A 17,175-nucleotide genomic window follows, 5' to 3' on the forward strand; every position below is an offset into this window, starting at 1 on the left:
GTATATAGCTTGTCCTTTTGAATACGCGCGTTCATATGTAGAAAGATTTTCATTATACTGTTTTAAAATCTTCGTAGCATTTTGAACTGTTTCCGCATCACTAGAAGCATTACCTATTAATTTACCATAGGCGGATACTACTTTATCTTGCTCATCTGTACCAAGTTTAAAGTTCGGATTATTAGCTATTTCTTTTAATGCTGGTAAACACTTATCATGGAAACTTCTCTCATTTAAATAACCTAGTTCGTTATTATAAAATCCCACATAAAAAGCAGAACGTAATAACTCAACATATGTGTCAATACCTTTTGAATCATCTTTCGTAAATGAACTTCCTCTTTTCCCTAATTCATCGATAATCACTTGCATACGTTCTTTATTTTGATAAAAAGCTTTTGTATCCTCATTGAATTGGAATAAGTCTGTGATTTGATACCAACGAATATTTCCTAGCGTATTAATTAACTCACTGTCATTCATTTTATTAAGCTCTGCCATCGAGTATTGTTCCTGCAATTGCTTCGTTTCAGCAAGCTTTATAGTTGGAGCTGGTTGTTCCGAAAAATCGCCCATTTCCAAACGTTTTTCAAATGAGAATGTTTCATCTGCCGTTGTAGAATGTGTAACTTCCTCATTCGAAGTCACTATGCCGGCAGGCTTCATTTGTAATACATTATAAGGCGTTTTTTCTGCTGCTGATGCTTCCGCTTGTAACGTTCCAAACGACAATGCCATTGTACTTACTCCAAGTAACACTTGATTGAGTTTTAATTTTTTCTTCATAACAAGTCCTCCTATTGCACTATATCCATAACTTGATAATACGTTGATTATTTAGAACTATATTACCTTTTTTAAAATACCATATTATGAGAGTAAAGCGATATAAAATGTTATTTTATAACAAATTTTCTTGTATAATTTGAACGTCAGGACACAATTGGAGCATAAAAATTGGTTTAGTTGTAACGAAACAGAATATTTACGGAAACATAAAAAAAGAACCCTAATTCGGATTCTTTTTTTGTTTATTTCTTGAAATAAACTTACTCTTCAAATGGCCATTTCGGTAGCATTTTTGCTAATGGCTTATCTTGGCGTTTTCCTAATACATAATCAGCCTGCATAATCGTATGAATCTCCCGCGTGCCTTCATAAATAACCGGTGCTTTCGAGTTACGTAAATAACGTGCGACTGGATATTCATCCGAATAACCATATGCCCCATGAATTTGGACAGCATCATCCGCGGCTTTGTTAGCAAAATCACATGCCTGCCACTTTGCCAAGGATGTCTCTCGCGTATTACGTACACCTTTGTTTTTCAACTCTCCAACACGATATACAAGTAAGCGACTCATTTGATAGCCCGCTTCCATTTTGGCAATCATTTGCCCTACTAGCTGATGCTCACCAATAGGCTTCCCAAATGTTTCGCGTTCCTGACAGTATTTCACGCTCGCCTCGAGACACGCCTGAATAAGACCGACAGCGCCTGCAGCTACTGTAAAACGACCATTATCTAACGCAGACATAGCAATTTTAAAGCCTTCGCCCTCTTCTCCAAGGCGGTTCTTCACAGGTATACGTAAATTTTCAAAAAAGAGCTCCCCAGTATTACCAGCACGAATACCGTATTTACCTTTAATGGCCTTCGATGTAAAACCTGCCATGGAACGCTCTACGATAAATGCACTAATGCCATGATGCTTCTTCGATTTATCAGTGTAGGCAAAAACGATAAAATGGTCAGCTATATCACATAAGGAAATCCATGTTTTCTGTCCATTTAAAACGTAACTGTCTCCATCCCTTACTGCGGTGGTAGTCATCGCGGCTACATCAGACCCTGCTCCGGGCTCTGTTAAACCAAATGCCCCAATCCGAACTCCTTTTGCCTGCGGAACAAGATATTGCTGTTTTTGAGCCTCTGTTCCCCATTGCATTAAGGTCATGCTATTCAAACCTGTATGGACTGAAACAGCTGTACGAAACGCTGTATCTCCGCGTTCAAGCTCTTCACAAACGATGGCGAGTGCATTAAAATCCATACCACTACCACCGTATTGCTCCGGTACACAAACACCCATTAAGCCAAGCTCAGCAAGTTTTGACCAAATCTTCGGATCAAAGCCACCCTCAGCATCCCACTTCGCAATATGTGGAATAATCTCTGCATCCACAAACTGCCGTACTGTTTTACGTAGCATTTCCTGCTCAGTGGTAAACTCGAAATTCATGACCAAGCACCTACCATTTCACGATCATTGCAGATATATGAGACGTCTCCTTAATCACAACACCACGTCTAGCCATTTCTTCAATATAAGTGTCGCCCGGTACAATTGATTCAGGCGCAAATACACCGCGTTCAGTAATTTTATTTTCTCCAATCATTTGAGCAACGACAGAAATTGTATTTGCTGTTGCACGCGCCATAGCCGTTTCATTAATCGTCATATCTTTACGCACAACCATTTCATACTCATAAGTCACCTGTTGCTGTGCTTTTTCCCCCGCTACAATAACACGCAGTAGCACTGCATCTGGTTTTGTACCAAGATCAAGTTTCTTTTTAAGGGCCTCACGAACAACTGGACGTACAGGAACCTCTTGATTTTCTATCTCTACTTTATTACCAGCGTCGAGGAATCCTAAGTCTGCTAATAACTTAAATTTCTCTGCATGTCCCTTATAACGAATTGTTTTATATTCTAGTGTTTGGACATTTGGGAATGTCTTATACAATGTCGATATACCGCCAGATGTATAAAATGCCTCAAGCACACCAAAATCTTTGAAATAAATAGGTTCAACACCTGATAACGATGGAACTTCTTGAAGTTTACCTTTTTGAATCATTTTTGATGGCTCTGTATAATGATCAAAGACACCATCTAGGGAAAATACTCGCGTATATTGAAGAGGTGGCTTCGGCTCTGTAGGAATACCACCTACAAATAGTTTAATAGATTCTACCTCATCTAATTTAGAAGCACCGTAGCCCGCTAAAATATTAACCATACCAGGAGCAACACCCAAGTCCGGAATAATGGTTACGCCTTTTGCTTTTGCCTCTTCATCAAGATCTAATATTTTTTCTGTTACGCCGCCAATATGACCACCTAAATCTACGGAATGAACACCAGCCGCGATTGCCGCTTGTGCTACACGCTCATTAAAGGAATAGAATAATGCATTAACGACTACATCGCCTTTTGAGATTACCTCCATTAAAGAATCATCGCGCTCAGCATGAAGCTCTACAACTTCAATCTTATCTGTATTTAACGAGTCCACAAAGTTCTGCGCTAATCTTACATCTATATCCCCTAAAAATACACGCTCCACTTTGCTATTTTTTATTAGATCACGAGCTACCTCTTTCCCCATTAAACCTGCACCTAATACAACAACTTTCATCAAGAACATCCCCTCTCATTGATCTGTTATTCTGTATCGATTTGTGCTCTTTGTAATTTACCGCTATAGTCTACATAAATACTTTTCCATTCTGTATAGACATCTAAGGCAGCAACACCCGAGTCGCGATGACCGTTCCCTGTGCCCTTTGTGCCACCAAATGGTAAATGGATTTCAGCACCTGTTGTGCCAGCATTCACATAAACAATTCCTGTATCTAAATCTCGTTGTGCGCGGAAAATCGTATTCACATCTTGTGAGAAAATTGAACTGGATAAGCCAAATTTTACGCCATTATTTACTTCGATTGCTTCATCCAAACTTGCTACTTCAATTAGAGAAACGACCGGACCAAAGATTTCTTCCTGTGCAATAATCATGTCAGGCTTCACGTTGGTAAATAGTGTAGGCTCATAATAAAACCCTTTATCATAAGGAGGCTCCGATAAAATTCTACCTCCAGCTAACAACGTCGCCCCTTCCTGTTTGCCGATTTGCACATAGTGATTAATCTTTTCTAATGCAGCTTTGTTAATCACTGGTCCGATTTTCACACTTTCATCTAGGCCGTCCCCAATGGTTAGCTTTTGCATTTCGTCTAATAGACGTTTTTCTAGTTCCTCTTTTACATCTTTATGCACAATCACGCGACTACATGCTGTACATCTTTGACCAGCAGTGCCAAATGCACTCCATAAGATGCCTTCAGTAGCTAGCTGTAAATCGGCATCATCCATAACTATGACTGCATTTTTCCCGCCCATCTCTAATGAAATCTTTTTCAGGTGTTTCCCACCTAGCTCTGCTACCTTACTTCCTGTTGTTGTAGAACCGGTAAATGAAATAACCTTGACATCTGGATGTTCAATCAATGCTGTTCCAACTGTTGGCCCTGTACCAAAGACGATATTTGCCACTCCGCCTGGTAAGCCAACCTCTTCAAAAATTTTGCCCATTTCATACGCCATCATCGGCGTTTCATTAGACGGCTTCCAAATGAACGTATTGCCAGCCACTATTGCAGGAAATGACTTCCAAGTAGCAATCGCTACCGGGAAATTCCACGGAGTTATTAAACCTACAACGCCTATTGGTGCCCGTACACTCATGGCAAATTTATTGGCTAGTTCTGACGGTGTTGTCTCTCCAAATAACCGTCGCCCTTCACCAGCCATATAATAGGCCATGTCTATCCCTTCCTGTACTTCACCTCTAGCTTCTTCAATAACCTTCCCCATCTCTTTTGTTAAAACGGTCGCCAAATGTTCCTTCTTCTCTTTCATTTTTTGACCGATGGCATATAAATAGTCAGCACGTTTAGGTGCAGGTACTAATGCCCAGCTTTTTTGTGCATTTTTTGCAACTGCTACCGCTGCATCTACCTCACTTGCAGTAGAACGCGGTATTGTAGCTAGCTGCTCCCCATTAGCAGGGTTGGACACTATTATACTTTGTAAATGCGAATGGGTTACCCATTCACCGCCAATATAGTTTTTGATTTCCACTACATACACCCCCTGAAGTAACTACGGTGCCTCTGCTGCATTGTTACCAGCTATATCGTTTCCAGACAGATAGCATCTATAACTCTATTTATACGAAATTAAATATGTCAAAATTCCGAATTTTTAATATAAAGAAGTCTGTAGAGCATACTTTGGATTCAATACTATCAATGACAATCGTCAGAGGCTTTATTTTCTTTAGCTGAACATTGATGTCATCTTTTATGAGCAATCCATTATGCCTTGGCATAATGGCGTCCGGAATCGGTTTTGCACGAAAGCGCAGCGGCAGCAACAAATGTTTTTTGTGCGAAAGCGCAGCGGCAGCAACAAGATGTTTTTTGTGCGAAAGCGCAGTGCTAACGTAGCGGCAGCAACAGGATGTAGGTTGGTTAGTCGTTATCGCATAGATGCGATGATTTTAGGCTAACATCCTTTATTAACTCCTTTCCGATTCCGCGACATCCGCTAAAAGAAGTTAAACAATCACAAATTTTCAGGCTAAGGAAAATACTCATTCTAGTGTTTTATATTCGACATTTACTAGCCTATTCCCTTTTTTTCTAAAACATTTAATTATGCGATGAAACTTATACAACTTATAATCGTATATATTAACAAAAATATTTTTTGGAGGAATCCTTTATGAATAATCACGAAATTGACTACCAATTATATGGCGACGATATGCAATACGTGCAAGTTGAGCTTGACCCTCAAGAAACAGTGGTCGCTGAAGCTGGAGCTTTAATGATGATGGATGATTCTATCCATATGGAAACGATCTTTGGCGATGGCTCAAGAGGAAGCTTAGAAAGTGGTCTTATGGGTAAATTATTTGGTGCTGGAAAACGTCTAATTACAGGTGAAAGTTTATTCATGACGACATTTACGAACGTTGGTTCAGGTAAACGCCATGTGTATTTTGCATCTCCATACCCAGGTAAGATTATTCCAATGGATTTAAGCCAATTGAACGGAAAGATTATTTGTCAAAAAGATGCATTTTTAGCTGCTGCTAAAGGTGTTTCAATCGGTGTTGAATTCCAGAGAAAAATCGGAGTTGGCTTCTTTGGTGGTGAAGGCTTCATTATGCAAAAGCTTGAAGGAGACGGCATGGCTTTTGTACATGCAGGTGGAACTATTCACGAAAAGACGCTAGCACCCGGTGAAGTATTACGTGTTGATACAGGCTGTTTAGTTGCTATGACATCTGATGTAGATTACGATATCGAGATGGTCAAGGGCGTAAAAACTGCATTATTTGGCGGTGAGGGTATCTTCTTTGCTACTTTAAAGGGTCCGGGTAAAGTATGGATTCAATCATTACCATTTAGCCGATTAGCAAGCCGCGTCTTCGCTGCAGCACCAATTTCTCAAGGCGGTGGCGGTCAATCTAAAGGTGAAGGTGGCATTGGCGGTTTATTTGATATGTTTAATAAATAATGGACGCCGTTTAAATAGACATACCAAAAGAGACATCTTAATTGAAGTGGTTGATTGAAATGGGGACTGAGCGACTCCTTGGGGATTAGCAATAGAGGAACGGAAATCACCCCCTCGTTCTGCAAAGAGCCATACTTAATCAATATGAAAGGAGCACATCGCAATTAGATGTGCTCCTTTTTTCGGTGTCATTAATCGATTCGATTTGATGGAACCTTGCCCTGCCCATATGCGGTAAGCTCTTTAACGTTCAGCATCAGCATAGCAGTTCTAGTTTGAAGCGAGGCACTCCCGATATGAGGAAGTGCTACAACATTAGGAAGCGTCAACAATGGATGATCTAATGAAATAGGCTCTTGTTCAAAGACATCTAGCCCTGCAGCCCACAGCTTACCACTTTTTAACGTATCATAAAGTGCGTTCTCATCGATAATGCCACCACGTGATGCATTAATCAATACCGCATCATCCTTCATCATAGCAAGTTCCTCTGCACCTATAAGTCCTACTGTATCATTGTTAAAAGGTGTCATAATAACAACAAAATCCGATTGTTTTAAAAGGTCCTCCAACGATGCATATTGAAAGCCATACATTTCTTCTGCCTCATGGCGACGTCTACGATTATTATATAAAATTTTCATATCGAAGCCTTTTGCACGTCTTGCAACAGCTTGGCCAATACGTCCCATACCAATAATTCCTATAGTGGCCCCTGAAACATCTTTACCTACTAATTGCATCGGATACCAACTTTTCCATTTACCTTCACGTAAATATCGATCACCTTCTGGAATTCTACGTGCCGTTGCAAGCAATAATCCCATGACAAAATCAGCAGTCGTATTGGTTAATACTCCTGGAGTATTTGTCGCCATTATTCCGCGCTTACGCAAAGCTTTAATATCAATATTATTAAATCCAACTGCTAAATTTGTTACAAGTTTTAAATTGGGTGCGTGTAATAATAACTCTTCGTCAACTTGGTCAGCAAGCGTTACCCACAGTACTTCACAATCTGCGACTGCTGCCAATAGTTTTTCCCTAGGTATAACAATTTCTTCTTCTTCCCATTGTTCGATATCATAATATTCTTTTAATGGCTCAACTATATGCGCTGGGAACTTTCGTGTAATAAATAATTTCTTTTTCATTTTCCGAACACCCCTCAATTTAATTCGCCTATAGCGTAACACTTAGAACAAGTATTTTCTAGAGGATTTCTTATCTTTACAAGGTGATCTCTATTCCTTTTTATCACTCTACAAATTTCATCCGTCTATTTATTGTTTTATCCTTCAAAAAGGCGATTTTGTCTCATTTATAAAAAATAATTCGTAATATGATTTCGGTTCCGTCTGGGTGCTTTCCTGATGGCATCGAATAAGCCGCTTCGCTTTCACATAGCTTGCTGGATCTCGTATCATACACTTTATCATCCTGAACTTAAAAAACTATGCACAGGCTTTATGCATAGTCGTTAAAAATCTCTAATTGTTGTATCTAGTCGATTGGCAACTTGTTTTAGTTCCTCGGAAGATTCTCCAATCGATTCTATAATTTCCTCTAATTTCGTTATTTTTAGCCCGACATTTTGGAAGTTAGAGATAGAACCGTCTACTGAGCCGGATATTGCATCGAATGCTTTTAAAGATTCCTCGTTTTGCTCAATACTATTGTTCACCAGTTCTTGAATCTCATTAATAGCTAGAACAACTTGATTTGTAATTTCATTGGACATAGTTATGAGATCCGCAATTTGTTCCACTGAACTTTTCGTTTGGTCAGCAAGCTTACGAACTTCATTTGCCACGACAGCAAAGCCTTTCCCATGCTCTCCTGCACGCGCAGCCTCAATAGCTGAATTTAACGCAAGTAAATTTGTTTGACCAGAAATGCTTTTCACTATTTCAATAACGGCATTAATTTTAGACGAAGATTGATCTAATTGCTCCACCATACCCGACATTTCAACTGTCTTATGATGAATTTTCCCAGTCTGCTCATTAATTAACACTATTTTAGAGTAGCCTTCAGACGATACCTTCTGCATTATTTTCGCCTCATCGATACTTTCCTTTAAGTATTCATTAACTTCCTTGGCGTTATATTCGGTCACTGTTTCATTTGTGCTTTTAGACTGAGTCTCTAACTGCGTAGATATCCCACCTATGATTTCTTTAACATGTGTTCGAACATTCCTCTGTTGCTTTTCAATTAATGTATTCGCGTAAGTATCATATTCCTCTAAAACAATTTGTTGTTCGAAATTACACATTTTACTTATGGCATTACAAAACTTTTCTTCTTCGTCCCTCGTTAATTGAAGTTTATAAACAACCTTTCTTAAAAATTTTTCAAGATTTTGAAAGGCTGCTAAATACCACTTAGGATACAAGTTAATCTTAACATGCATTTTTGCCACCTGCCTTCTCTTCGCCAAAAATGCATCGTCTATACGCCCTTCGAACATTTCTATAATATGATGACGTAAAGTTTGGCGTAAACGGTCACTAGAGCTATACTTCTCAATAACCTGACGTAAGGCTGGCACACTTTCAATCTCGTGATAGAATGCTGACACTACCTCTGCGACATTTCGTTCAATATACGGTTTTAAACTTCGAATTAACTGCAAATCTTCTCTAGTCAAATTTACTAGATTTAACTGCTGTAAACGTTCCTGATCTTGAATAATAACCCCTATACTTGATTCATCAGTAATCTCAATTGTTTTTTTCTTTGGTCTATTTCCAATTCGAAACAATTTCTCCACCCCACCGACCTATGTCTATTTTACTAAAAATAAATAAATCTTTAATTAATTATACTGTCTAGACAATTGAAAAGACAATATGTAGGTAAAAAACCATCTAATATGATAATACTTATTAACCATTTAAAATACTAAAAAGCCACTCATTCTATATTAGAAGAGTGACTTTATTCATTACATAAAGATAATAACAGCCAGTACAGCAGCTAGTACTAAACGATAAATAGCAAATGGCATTAATTTCACTTTTGAAATAAGTGCTAAGAAGAATTTAATTGATAATAATGCAAAGATAAATGAACTAATGAAGCCCACCACATAGAATCCGATATAATCCATAGACAGCGTATCCCAGTTTTTCAGTACAGATACTAAACTAGCACCTGCCATAATTGGTACGGCCATAATGAAAGTAAAATCTGCCGCCACACGGTGACTCATACCAAATAGTACACCACCAGAAATTGTTGCGCCTGAACGGGAGAACCCTGGCCAAAGTGATAAACATTGTACTAACCCTACTTTAAATGCTAAACCATAAGAAATTTTATCTAGCGAATCAACTTTTGGTTTTTTTGATGCAAATTTATCGGCAATAATCATTAAAATTGCTCCAGCTACTAAAGCATAAATCACATGCTCGACTTTAAATAGATGATCATCAATAAAATCTTTAGCCGCAAAGCCAATTATAGTTGCCGGCAGCATACCCACAATAACATGCAATAAATTGAAGTGACCTTTCACCGATGTCGTTTGACCATCAATTTTATAGAGTCCAACTAAATTTAACATTCGTTTCCACATAACAACGACTACGGCTAAAATAGAACCTAACTGTACAACGATTTTAAATGTATTGGCGGGATACATCCCTAAAAACTCCTCTGTCTTTAACCACATATCGTCCACAATAATCATATGACCTGTCGACGACACTGGCGCAAACTCTGTCATTCCCTCGACAAAGCCTAAAATAAGCGCCTTTAATAATTCAATAATATCCACGTTGTCACCTTACCTTTTACAGATTAAAATATAATAAAATACACTTTTTCATATACGATGAGCACATCACCATAATGTGGGTTGATTTCCGTTCCGGCTGGGCGCTATGTAGCTGCCGCTTCGCTTTCGCACAGCTTCCTGGGGGCGTCCGATGAGCCTTCGTTCCTCTATTGCTGATCCCCAAGGAGTCGCCCAGCCTCCACTCCAATCAACTTATATCCATGGCATACTTTTTAACAAATGTCATCCCCAACTTTTAATGCTGTGCCAAAAGACAACATTTATCATCAGCCTTACTCCAACGAAATTTTTCTGCCGCTTTTTTTAACGAAAGTTTATATCCACAACCCATAATTCAGAACGGCTGCCTATTCGCATTGGAGGACCCCAAAAGCCAAAGCCCGATGAAACAAGTGTATGCATTTTCTCCTTCAACTTATAACCATAATCGAGCTCAAATACACGTGCTGTTATATACTGATTGGGCCATAGTTGACCCTTATGTGTATGACCTGACATATGGAAGTCTACGCCCATTTTTGTAGGCGTATTTAAATCATTTGGGGTATGATTCATGACAAACCAAGGCAAGTCATCTGTTATCTTCAGTGCCTCTAGTTGTGTTCTATCCTTGTTTGTAATATCCTCTTGCCCCGTTAATACTAACACATTATCAATTCTAATAGTTTCATCACACAAAACTTTTACATTAGCGTTTTCCATTTCTTTAATAAATTCAGGGATTTTCTTACCATAATACTCGTGATTGCCTAGTACACCATACACGCCATATGTAGATGTTAATTGCTTCATCACATCTGCCATTCTCTCTTTAACAAACCATTTAGGATCGTCATCTACAATGTCCCCAACTAAAAAAACGATATCCGGCTTTGCTTCATTCGATAACGTAACAAAGCGCTGTAAATGTCCTTTATTTGCTAGAACACCTAAATGGAAATCTGATGCGACTACAACTCTCATCGATTCTAGTTCACTACTCTTTTTATCCATCGTTATTTCTAAATGGCGGACTACAGGTGAATACGCTAAATAGGTACCTACAATACCTAGTACAAACAACGTCGCCATTGCCATACCGCCAACTATCGGTACAGTTTTAAAAGGACTTAGCCAAATAATCAAGTGTGCTATCAAACAAAGAAATAATCCGTATTCAAAAATAAACATCCAGTAATTATTGATGATTGAAAACACTCGTAAGGACTCATGTAATCTACTAATAATACTACTGAACGCAATGATATACAGCACAAACCAATAGACAATTGGATAATGGAACCACCCCATCGCCATAAGCCATTGTCTCAATCCCCATCCTAAGTAAAAAGTTGATGCACTATATATACTTATAAAAAGAATTCCACCAATTACTTTAGGCATATTTCAGTTCCCTACTTTCCTATAGTCTTAGTTGATTATAGCATTCTACTTAACCTTCTCTTAAAGAAAGTAAGTGCACAAGGGTATCCAATTAGCTCATTATATCTAGTGTACATTTCCTCTGTCATTTAATCGTATGATTTACATGACAATCTAATCAGGAAAGTGACAATTTCGTAATTTAGGTGATTACACGAAATCATATGCAACAGCCATCACTAGAAAGCGCCTACTAAATGGTAAGACCCTCATTCAACCTAATTATATAAGATTATGTAGAAAATCTATGAATAATATACTTTAATTTTTCTGAATATTTCAGTAACATTATAATTGCAAGAGAAAATTTACGCATGTACGGGGAAAAAAGGGGTGTTGTTCATATGACAAAATATAAATTCGAATCAACAGAGCATGAGTTATTTCGTAAAACCTTACGTAAGTTTTTAGCAGAAGAAGCTGAGCCGAACTATCCACAATGGGAGAAAGATCATCTTATTCCACTTGATTTTTGGCGTAAGCTTGGGGAAATGGGTTATCTATGCCCTCAAGTAGAAGAGCAATACGGCGGTCTCGGACTCGATTTTAGTTTCGGCGTAATTATTCAAGAAGAGCTTGAGCGTGTAGGTTCGAGCCTTATTGGCGTTGGTCTGCATAACGATATTGTCGTGCCTTATATTGAGGCATACGGCTCGAATGAGCAAAAATCACGCTGGCTACCGAAATGCGTGACAGGTGAAAATATTACAGCAATCGCTATGACGGAGCCAGGCACAGGTTCAGATTTGGCAAACATCCAAACAACTGCTATTCGTGATGGTGATCACTATATCGTCAACGGACAAAAAACATTTATTACAAATGGGATTCATACAAATTTAGCGGTCGTTGCGGTAAAGACAAATCCTCAGGCAGAAAAAAAACATCGTGGCATTAGCCTTCTTGTCATTGAAGATGGGACACCAGGCTTCACGAAAGGTCGCAAGCTTGAAAAAGTTGGTATGCACGCACAGGATACAGCCGAGCTATATTTTGAAGATTGTCGCGTACCAGTAGAGAATCTCCTTGGTGAAGAAGGTAAAGGCTTTATCTATATGATGGAAAAGCTGCAGCAAGAACGTTTAGCAGTAGCCATCGCCGCACAAACAGCCGCTGAGGACATGCTAGCTTTAACAATTGATTATGTAAAATCACGTGAAGCTTTCGGCAAATCAATTAGCGACTTCCAAAATACGCAATTTAAAATAGCGGAAATGGCAACGAAAATCGAACTTGGCAAATCATTTTTAGAATCTTTAATAGAAGAACATATCGCAGGAAATGATGTCGTGACAAAAGTTTCGATGGCAAAATACTGGATAACAGAAAATGCACGTGAGCTTGCTGTCCAATGTATGCAGTTGCATGGTGGCTATGGTTACATGGAAGAATATAAGATTGCTAGAAGATATCGTGATATTCCAGTCATGTCGATTTATGCAGGTACCAATGAAGTCATGAAAGTAATTATTGCTAAGAATTTAGGATTATAACTGTGAAATTGAGGTGTATGGCTCTTCCGCAGAGGGGTTGATTTCCGTTCCTGAAGACGTCCGAGCTTGGCCGGAGTGACGGATGGATGGCCTGGAGTGACGAATTGTAGCCAAGGCGACGGTTTGATGGGACGGAACGACGGATAGAACTGCCGGAGCGATGGATAGAACCGTCAAAGTGACGGATAGAACTGTCAAAGTCGTGGATAGAACCGCCAAAGCTGCGGATACCCCGCCATAACGACGGATCAACGACCACAATATTCATAAAGATTCCCTCAAACATTTCATTTTCAACATAACAAAACCAGCGGCAAAATAATTGCCACTGGTTTTGCTTTATGCCGTTGGAATTCGAACGATGACCTTAAATAAATCTCCATCTACCTCTATACTCATACGAGCACCATGCAAATCTACAATAGATTGCGCAATGGCTAACCCTAACCCAGAGCCCTCTGTATGGCGTGAAGCATCGGCGCGCTTAAAGCGTTCAAATAACTCATCGGCATTCTCACTAATTTCATATTTTGCAACGTTCTTAACCGTGAATTCAGCATCACCGTCTGCTGTACGTTTCAATGTTACATAAACCCGTGTACCTTCTAATGCATATTTTAAAACATTAACGATTAAATTATCGATCAATCTCCACCATTTTTGTCCATCCACAATCGCGTAGATTGGCTCCTGTGGTTTTGTCATGCGTAAATCTAAATGCGCCTGTGCTAAGTCTTCTTCATGCTCCCCTACTGCCTGCTGTACAAGCTGCGTTAAATCGACTCGACTGCGATGAAGCTCTATATTACCACTCGCCATTTTAGATACCTCAAAAAGATCCTCAATCAGTAGTTTTAGACGATCTGATTTTTTATCAAGGATATGAATGTATTGCTGGCGCTCTTCCTCAGTAATATCAGGATTTTTCAGTAAATCTGTATACGTAATAATAGACGTTAATGGCGTGCGTAAGTCATGACTAACATTCGTAATAAGCTCTGTTTTTAAACGTTCACTTTTTGCCTGCTCATGCATAGACGTGCTGACACCTTCTCTTAAATGATTAAGGTTTTCAGCATGTTCCGCAAGTGGTGATTTGCCCATTACTTTGACATCATGATTTAAACGCCCTTCTGCCATGTCTTTTGTATCCTTCATAATTCGGTTTAAATAGCCCATTCTTGAAAGGAAAAGAATCATAGCTGGAATACCGATCATCGCACAGATGCCCGATACTAGAAAGGGGAATCCTCCCCCTCTTAGCATAAAAGCAACAAGACTTCCGCCACCAAAAAACGCTGCCCCAATCATGACAATAGCATGTAATCCAATGGAACGATTTAAAAATAAATCCGTAATTGATCCACCTAGTGACCATAAATAGCTAGCTTTTATATTCTCTTCTAATTTCTGTACTGTATTCACTCGATCATACAACCAAATTAGCTGTACAAAGAATAGCATTGCAATAATGATTAAGACACCCAATTTCACCAGCACACTAGTGAAATACTGTACATAGTTGGATTGATAAGTAAACTCAATCGCTTCAAAAGCAATTTCAGATGCTACCAAATAGATGAATGCATTTATTAATAATAATCCCACTTGATAATCAATTTTCATTTTTACAAGAGCTTCTTTTTCCTTTAAACCTCGTACCATCTGCAGTACTTCTTTACGTCCGTTCCATGCAAAAATTGCTGCCACAATACCCGTTAACCATATGAAGTAGTAAATGTATTGCTGGCGTGTAAAATGGTCATATTCCTCCAAGATATTGGCTGCTTGCGCCGTTTTTGTAGAGATGGTGATGGTACCAGTGTAATCAGAAGTTTCCCTTAAACTTTCCGTATCCAAGCTGTTATCCGTTCGATAAAAAATTTGGCTTAAATTATCACTAATATTCCAAGTAGTTAATGGATGTTGTTCATTATACTTAATTTTGTACGCACCACTATCCGAAACATCACCTGAACGATACGTTTTGCCTGTTTCAGTGTTCGTTAATTCATAAGACCAGTAATTATTATTTCTCACAAAACTCTTTGCTTCTTCTTTTACTGCCTTTATATATTGATCAACGAGTTCATTCTTTTGGGCTAGAATTTTTTTACGGACATGCTCATCGTCCTCAAAATTCGCCTTTATATCTTTAATGGTTGTATCTCGCTCTTTCTCAAGCTTTGTTTTTAATTCTGTTGCATTTAAATTAGTAGCTTCTTGAATGCGTTCTTCGTATTGAGCTTTAATATTATCTATCTGTTGTCCTAAGGTTCCATAAAAATTACGATGTTCTTCAATTTCACTCTGTGTCACCACAATTTTACTTTTCAAATCCTCAGCAGTCGGCACATTTAACACTAATGGTCCTATTTCTGACTGAAAATTATCAAGTTCTTGTTGGAAATTACCGGATTGAAAATAGGACTTCCCAATGTATTGGTACCCTACTTTAGAGAACGTAAATATACCGAAAATTACCCAGATTAAACATATAAGAGCGAGAAGAGGTTTCCAATTTTTCAACATGCTTTTAACTCCTCTCTAAAAAATTCTCTCAAGCAATTGTAGCATCCCCGAAGAGCGGGCAGTTACGATCTGATAGGCGTACACACCAAAGTAAATTAGTCCAATAACTCCTGCTACAAACCCTGCAATTGTAGCATACTGCTCTATTTTATTTTTCCATTTTATAGCCAACGCCCCACACCACCTTTAAATAACGTGGATTTTTCGGATCTGCTTCGATTTTTTCACGTATTTTCCGAATGTGTACAGCCACAATGTTTTCTGCATTGTAAGCTTCCTCATTCCACACACGCTCATAAATCTCTCTTATCGAAAATACACGCCCTGCATTTTTCATTAATAGTTCTGTAATTTTATATTCGATTGGTGTTAATCGAATAGGCTCCCCTTCTAAATGAACTTCCTTTGCATCTTCATCTAATACAAGCCCGTCGATTTCCACCTTTGCCGCTTCCTCATTGTACGTCCCAAGTTGTACATAGCGTCGCAGCTGAGATTTTACTCGGGCCAACAGTTCTAACGGATGAAAGGGCTTTGTAACATAATCATCTGCACCTACAGACAGACCATGAATTTTGTCGCCATCCTCCGCCTTTGCACTAAGCATAATAATTGGAATATTACGCTCTTCCCTAATTTTAAACGTCGCTGTTATTCCATCCATATTTGGCATCATAATATCTAAAATTATTAAATGTACTTCATTGTTTTCTAATTTTTCGAGTGCCTCTACGCCGTCAGCAGCTTTAATGACATTGTAGCCTTCATTCTTTAAATAAATTTCAATACCATCACGAATATCTTGATCATCGTCTGTTACAAGAACTGTTAGTTTCGTCATGATATACACCTCGCTCTCAATAAATAGTGTACCTTTTAAATCTTAAAAACCAGTTATTATAAAAATGAAGAATTTCTTAAGGTTTTAATGAGTCTCCTCAACAAAACGTAGATCAACTTAGAGCATATATAAATTAGCTAGTATCGCTTGTCCTCAAAGCATCCTTCTAATGTCAATAACATAGTATCCCTTCTAAACAAGGAATGCTATCAATTGTTCAAATAGTTGTATCGGTTAGACGAATGAATTAGAAAAAAAAGACAACGGACTATTATTACTGCTCTTAGTAGTAATAATAGTCCCTCGCAACCACTAATATTAATAATACAGATTTATCCAAAAGCAAACAATTACCATTTCCCTTTTTCTTTCATTTATTAACCCATAGTAGGCTTTCTATTAAAGGGAGGTTATAATAAAAACAACAAAAGGAGCGAAATTATGTATAAAACAATTGAAGAAACAGCCATCGAGCTTGGTATGCCAGAGGATCAAGTACTTCGACTAGTTTACGAGGGCCGTATTCGCTCAGTATACGACGGGGATCAAATACTGATTAATAGCGGACAGTTTAGCACTTATTTTGAACAGTTAGACCGTATTAAAGAGGAAATTGAAATTTGGCGAAATACACCTATTCCAGAGGATATTGATGTTAAAGATGAGGATTAAAAAATGCCTATCATTCAAACAAGTAGAACATTG

13 protein-coding genes and 1 pseudogene are annotated in these 17,175 nt (G+C 38.4%); 3 read left to right on the top strand and 11 right to left on the bottom strand.

From position 1 onward, the window contains the following. Positions 1-21: 21 nt before the first annotated feature. The 4 genes and pseudogenes from MOK21_RS24075 to MOK21_RS22505 all read right to left on the bottom strand — a co-directional run. Positions 22-786 (bottom strand): annotated as a pseudogene (locus tag MOK21_RS24075) (M9 family metallopeptidase N-terminal domain-containing protein); the annotation flags it as partial. Between the two features lie 263 nt (positions 787-1,049). Next, positions 1,050-2,243, bottom strand: coding sequence for an acyl-CoA dehydrogenase family protein (locus MOK21_RS22495; RefSeq protein ID WP_249076177.1), 1,194 nt, complete (start codon positions 2,241-2,243; stop codon positions 1,050-1,052). Positions 2,244-2,253: 10 nt separating this feature from the next. Continuing rightward, positions 2,254-3,426: a saccharopine dehydrogenase family protein gene (locus tag MOK21_RS22500; protein WP_249076178.1), complete on the bottom strand. Its 1,173-nt coding sequence runs from the start codon at positions 3,424-3,426 to the stop codon at positions 2,254-2,256. A gap of 26 nt (positions 3,427-3,452) precedes the next feature. Then, on the bottom strand, positions 3,453-4,931 hold the full coding sequence (locus MOK21_RS22505; protein ID WP_249076179.1) for an aldehyde dehydrogenase family protein: 1,479 nt from the start codon (positions 4,929-4,931) through the stop codon (positions 3,453-3,455). 645 nt (positions 4,932-5,576) lie between these two features. On the opposite strand from MOK21_RS22505, the gene MOK21_RS22510 reads away from it, so the two are divergent. Beyond that, complete coding sequence (locus MOK21_RS22510) at positions 5,577-6,377, top strand: TIGR00266 family protein (protein WP_249076180.1); 801 nt, start codon at positions 5,577-5,579, stop codon at positions 6,375-6,377. Positions 6,378-6,568: 191 nt separating this feature from the next. On the opposite strand, the gene MOK21_RS22515 is transcribed toward MOK21_RS22510, so the two are convergent. The 4 genes from MOK21_RS22515 to MOK21_RS22530 form a co-directional block, all read right to left on the bottom strand. After that, positions 6,569-7,531, bottom strand: a complete 963-nt coding sequence (locus MOK21_RS22515; RefSeq protein ID WP_249076181.1) for a 2-hydroxyacid dehydrogenase — start codon at positions 7,529-7,531, stop codon at positions 6,569-6,571. 326 nt (positions 7,532-7,857) lie between these two features. After that, positions 7,858-9,153 carry a protoglobin domain-containing protein gene (locus tag MOK21_RS22520; RefSeq protein WP_249076182.1) on the bottom strand — a complete coding sequence of 432 codons (1,296 nt, stop codon included), beginning with the start codon at positions 9,151-9,153 and terminating at the stop codon, positions 7,858-7,860. Positions 9,154-9,327: 174 nt separating this feature from the next. Beyond that, positions 9,328-10,161: an undecaprenyl-diphosphate phosphatase gene (locus MOK21_RS22525; protein WP_308221955.1), complete on the bottom strand. Its 834-nt coding sequence runs from the start codon at positions 10,159-10,161 to the stop codon at positions 9,328-9,330. A 324-nt stretch (positions 10,162-10,485) separates the two neighbouring features. Beyond that, positions 10,486-11,565: a metallophosphoesterase gene (locus MOK21_RS22530; protein WP_249076183.1), complete on the bottom strand. Its 1,080-nt coding sequence runs from the start codon at positions 11,563-11,565 to the stop codon at positions 10,486-10,488. Between the two features lie 383 nt (positions 11,566-11,948). Between MOK21_RS22530 and MOK21_RS22535 the strand changes: the two genes are divergently transcribed. Next, the gene (locus tag MOK21_RS22535; protein ID WP_249076184.1) at positions 11,949-13,097 is read left to right on the top strand and encodes an acyl-CoA dehydrogenase family protein; all 1,149 of its coding nucleotides are present in this window, start codon (positions 11,949-11,951) and stop codon (positions 13,095-13,097) included. A gap of 339 nt (positions 13,098-13,436) precedes the next feature. Here the strand turns inward: MOK21_RS22535 and MOK21_RS22540 are convergent, their stop codons facing one another. The 3 genes from MOK21_RS22540 to MOK21_RS22550 are packed head-to-tail and all read right to left on the bottom strand — an operon-like array spanning position 13,437 to position 16,470. Continuing rightward, complete coding sequence (locus MOK21_RS22540; protein WP_249076185.1) at positions 13,437-15,629, bottom strand: histidine kinase dimerization/phospho-acceptor domain-containing protein; 2,193 nt, start codon at positions 15,627-15,629, stop codon at positions 13,437-13,439. A 15-nt stretch (positions 15,630-15,644) separates the two neighbouring features. Then, entirely contained in the window at positions 15,645-15,800 is a 156-nt protein-coding gene (locus tag MOK21_RS22545; protein ID WP_249076186.1) for a hypothetical protein, read from the bottom strand. Continuing rightward, a complete protein-coding gene (locus MOK21_RS22550; protein WP_249076187.1) occupies positions 15,778-16,470 on the bottom strand; it encodes a response regulator transcription factor in 693 nt (230 codons plus the stop codon). The genes MOK21_RS22545 and MOK21_RS22550 overlap by 23 nt, the downstream gene beginning before the upstream one ends. 441 nt (positions 16,471-16,911) lie before the next feature. On the opposite strand from MOK21_RS22550, the gene MOK21_RS22555 reads away from it, so the two are divergent. After that, on the top strand, positions 16,912-17,142 hold the full coding sequence (locus MOK21_RS22555) for a MerR family transcriptional regulator (RefSeq protein ID WP_049667308.1): 231 nt from the start codon (positions 16,912-16,914) through the stop codon (positions 17,140-17,142). Positions 17,143-17,175 lie beyond the last annotated feature (33 nt).

The organism is Lysinibacillus sp. BPa_S21, from assembly GCF_023337795.1.
Taxonomy (GTDB): Bacteria; Bacillota; Bacilli; order Bacillales_A; family Planococcaceae; genus Lysinibacillus.